This is a genomic window from Candidatus Allofournierella excrementigallinarum (assembly GCF_944388085.1).
GTDB lineage: Bacteria > Bacillota > Clostridia > Oscillospirales > Ruminococcaceae > Allofournierella_A > Allofournierella_A excrementigallinarum.
Window position 1 is genome coordinate 1 of the sequence record NZ_CALXHK010000090.1, and the last position, 3,790, is coordinate 3,790.

Sequence of the window (3,790 nt, forward strand, 5' to 3'; positions counted from 1 at the left end):
ACCCTGCGGACGAATCAGCCAGAAAGCCTCAAACTTTCGAGTCACGCCTCTTCGACCACTTGAGTACTGCTCCCTGTTTGCCCGCTTGCCAGCGGGCCATTTTGTATTATAACAGGTTTGGCGGGCCGCGTCAACGCGGGGCGCAGGGCAAAACGCCCCCAAAACATGCGCGGCAAAGGCAGCGGCCGCCCCTTCTGCACAGGCCCACGCCGGGCGCGGCACGCCCTTTTGCGCCCGCCGTGCGGCGGGGCGTTCCCTCAGCCTCCCGCCGCCGGGGGCAGTCTGCCCTCGGCCAGGTCCTGGAGGGTGATGCCGTCGAAGTAGCCGTTGATGAGCCTGTCCAGCCCGCGCCACATGGCCCGGGTGGTGCACTGGCCGGCCCGGCCGCAGGCCGGCGCGCCTTCCGCCATGCAGGACACCGGCGCCAGCGTTTTTTCCGTCAGCCGCAGGATGCTGCCCACCGTGTAGTCCTTTGCGGGCCTGGTGAGCCGGTAGCCGCCGTTCTTGCCCCGCTGGCCCTCCACAAAGCCCGCCTTCGCCAGCGGCGCGAAGATGGCCTCCAGATATTTTTCCGAGATGCCCTGCCCCTCGCTGATGCGCGCCAGCGGCTGGTATTCCCCTCGGGGCGCCGCCGCAAGCTCCACCATCACCCGCAGCGCATACCGCCCTTTGCTGGACACCACCATCTTTTTTCGCCTCCTTCGGCCTTTCTTTTGCATTATTATGCCACACACTTTGCGGCTTTGGCAAGCCGTTTTCGCAAATTTCCTATTGACATTGTAGGAATTTGCGCGTATGATAGAGGCATAAACCTACAAGGTTTATAGGTTTTATTGTGAAAAAGGAGTTCTTTCCTATGATCTATGCAGACAACGCGGCCACCACGCCCGTCTCGCCGGCGGCGCGGGCGGCCATGATCGACGCCATGGACAGGCTGTGGGGCAACCCCTCCAGCCTGTACGCCTTCGGCCAGCGGGCCGAGGAGGCGCTGAGCGGCGCCCGCGCCCGGGTGGCCGGGTGTCTGGGGGCCGAGCCGGGGGAGATCGTCTTCACCTCCGGCGGCAGCGAGGCGGACAACCAGGCCCTGCGCAGCGGGGCGGCCTTCGGGGCGAAGAAGGGCAAGAAACACATCATCAGCACCGCCTTTGAGCACCACGCGGTGCTGCACACGCTGGACGCGCTGCGCACCGAGGGTTTTGAGGTGACGCTGCTGCCGGTGCACGCCGACGGCCTTGTGCGGCCGGAGGAACTGCAGGCGGCCCTGCGGCCGGACACGGCGCTGGTGAGCGTGATGTTCGCCAACAACGAGATCGGCACCATCCAGCCTATCGCCCGGCTGGGCCGCATCTGCCGGGACGCCGGTGTGCTGTTCCACACCGACGCGGTGCAGGCGGCGGGGCACATCGCCATCGACGTGAAGGCGATGGACATCGACATGCTCAGCCTTTCCGGCCACAAGTTCCACGGCCCCAAGGGCGTGGGCGCTTTGTATGTGCGCAAAGGCGTGCCGGTGGCCCCGCTGATTTACGGCGGGGCCCAGGAGCGCCGCCGCCGGGCGGGCACCGAGAACCTGCCCGCCATCGCGGGCATGGCCGCCGCCCTGGAGGAAGCCTGCGCCCATCTGGAGGAGAACGCCGCCAGGGTGAGCGCCCTGCGGGACAGGCTCATCGCCGGGCTTTCGGCCATTCCCCACGCGGCGCTGAACGGCGCGGCCTCCCCGCGCCTGCCGGGCAACGTGAACTTCTGCTTTGAGGGCATCGAGGGCGAAAGCCTCTTGCTGATGCTGGACGAGGCGGGCATCGCCGCTTCCAGCGGGTCGGCCTGCACCTCCGGCTCGCTGGACCCCAGCCACGTGCTGCTGGCCATCGGCCGGCCCCACGAGGTGGCCCACGGCTCGCTGCGGCTCTCTTTAAGCGAGGCGAACACCGACGAGGACGTGGAGCACATTTTAAAAGAAGTGCCCCGGGTGGTAAGCTACCTGCGGGCCTGCAGCCCCGTGTGGGACGAACTGGAAAAAGGAGAGAGAGATCATGTTATACTCTGACAAGGTGATGGACCACTTCCGCAACCCGCGGAACATGGGCAAGATGGAAGACGCCGACGGCGTCGGCGAGGTGGGCAACGCCAAGTGCGGCGACATCATGCGGATGTACATCAAGGTGAAGGACGGCGTCATCGAGGACGTGTCCTTCATCACCTTCGGCTGCGGGTCGGCCATCGCCACCAGCAGCATGGCCACCGAGATGATCAAGGGCAGGCCCCTTTCCGAGGCGCTGGAGCTCTCCAACAAGGCCGTGGTGGAAGCTCTGGACGGCCTGCCCGCCCACAAGATCCACTGTTCGGTGCTGGCGGAGGAGGCGGTGAAGGCCGCCGTGAAGGACTATTACGACAGGCACGGCGTTTCCTACGACGCCGCCGCCTTCTGCACCGGGGACTGCGGCTGCTGCCACGCCCACGAATGACATCCTCTTTGTTTCCTCCAAAACAGCAAGCATATACAAAGGCCGCCGGCCGTGGAAAACCACGGCCGGCGGCCCGTTTTATTCAAAACTTGCGGTGCTGGTCCAGCTTTGCTTTCGCGCTTTCCAGCTGGGCGTGCACGCTTTCGGGGGCGGGGCCGCCGAAGCTGCGGCGCAGCGCGCAGCAGGCGCCCAGGTCGATGGCGGCGTAGACGTCCTCCTCAAAGAGGCTGCTCATGGCCTTGTATTGGGCCAGGGGCAGGGTGTCCAGCGTGAGGCCCCCCTTGATGCACAGGGCCACCAGCCGGCCGGTGAGCTTGTAGGCGTCCCGGAAGGGCATGCCCTTTTTGGCGAGGTAGTCGGCGCAGTCGGTGGCGTTGATGAAGCCTTGGGAGGCCGCCGCCCGCAGGTTGTCCGGCAGCACCTTCATGGTGTCGATGAGGGGGGCCAGGGTGGACAGGCACAGGCCGAGGGTGTCCACCGCGTCGAAGATGGCCTCCTTGTCCTCCTGCATGTCCTTGTTGTAGGCCAGGGGCAGGCCCTTCATCATCATCAGAAGGGTGGTCAGGTCGCCGCAGACCCGCCCCGTCTTGCCCCGGATGAGCTCGGTCACGTCGGGGTTCTTCTTCTGGGGCATGATGGAGGAGCCGGTGGTGAAGGCGTCGTCCAGCTCGATGAACCTGAACTCCCAGCTGCACCAGAGGATGATCTCCTCCGACAGGCGGGACAGGTGCACCATGCAGGTGGCGATGGCCGCCGCCAGCTCGATGCAGAAATCCCGGTCGGACACGCCGTCCAGGCTGTTTTCGCAGGGGCCGTCAAAGCCCAGCGCCGCGGCGGCGGCGTGGCGGTCGATGGGGTAGGTGGTGCCCGCCAGCGCGCCGCTGCCCAAAGGGCAGAGGTTCATCCGCTTCTTCCAGTCCGCCAGGCGGTCCATATCCCGCAGAAGCATCTGCACATAGGCCAGCAGGTGGTGGCCGAAGGTGACCGGCTGGGCCCTTTGCAGGTGGGTGTAGCCGGGCATCACGTCCGCCGCGTGGGCGGCGGCCTGCCTGAGCAGCGCCTCGCACAGGGCGGCCATCTTCTCGTTGAGGCCGGCGGCCGCGTCCCGCAGCCAGAGGCGCAGGTCCACCGCCACCTGGTCGTTGCGGCTGCGGCCGGTGTGCAGCCGCTTGCCCGGCTCGCCGATGCGCTTTGTCAGCTCGGCCTCCACGAAGGTGTGGATGTCCTCGGCGGCGGGGTCGATGGAAAGGGCCCCGCTCTCAAGGTCCGCCATAATGCCCTCAAGGCCCTCCTGGATGGCGGCGCCGTCCGCCTCGGAAAGGATGCCC

The 3,790-nt window shown here is 66.5% G+C and carries 4 protein-coding genes; 2 read left to right on the top strand and 2 right to left on the bottom strand.

All coding sequences use genetic code 11. The features are described from left to right. Window positions 1-257 precede the first annotated feature (257 nt). Complete coding sequence (locus ACH2AT_RS10785) at window positions 258-686, bottom strand: RrF2 family transcriptional regulator (protein ID WP_394965964.1); 429 nt, start codon at window positions 684-686, stop codon at window positions 258-260. 170 nt (window positions 687-856) lie between these two features. Here ACH2AT_RS10785 and nifS point away from each other — a divergent pair, with 170 nt between their 5' ends. Both nifS and nifU read left to right on the top strand, forming a co-directional pair. After that, a complete protein-coding gene (gene nifS, locus ACH2AT_RS10790; RefSeq protein ID WP_394965966.1) occupies window positions 857-2,044 on the top strand; it encodes a cysteine desulfurase NifS in 1,188 nt (395 codons plus the stop codon). Beyond that, on the top strand, window positions 2,031-2,462 hold the full coding sequence (nifU, locus tag ACH2AT_RS10795) for a Fe-S cluster assembly scaffold protein NifU (RefSeq protein ID WP_394965968.1): 432 nt from the start codon (window positions 2,031-2,033) through the stop codon (window positions 2,460-2,462). The genes nifS and nifU overlap by 14 nt, the downstream gene beginning before the upstream one ends. 82 nt (window positions 2,463-2,544) lie before the next feature. Here nifU and argH read toward each other — a convergent pair. Then, the coding region (gene argH, locus ACH2AT_RS10800) for an argininosuccinate lyase (protein WP_394965970.1) at window positions 2,545-3,790 on the bottom strand (1,246 nt) is incomplete at its 5' end.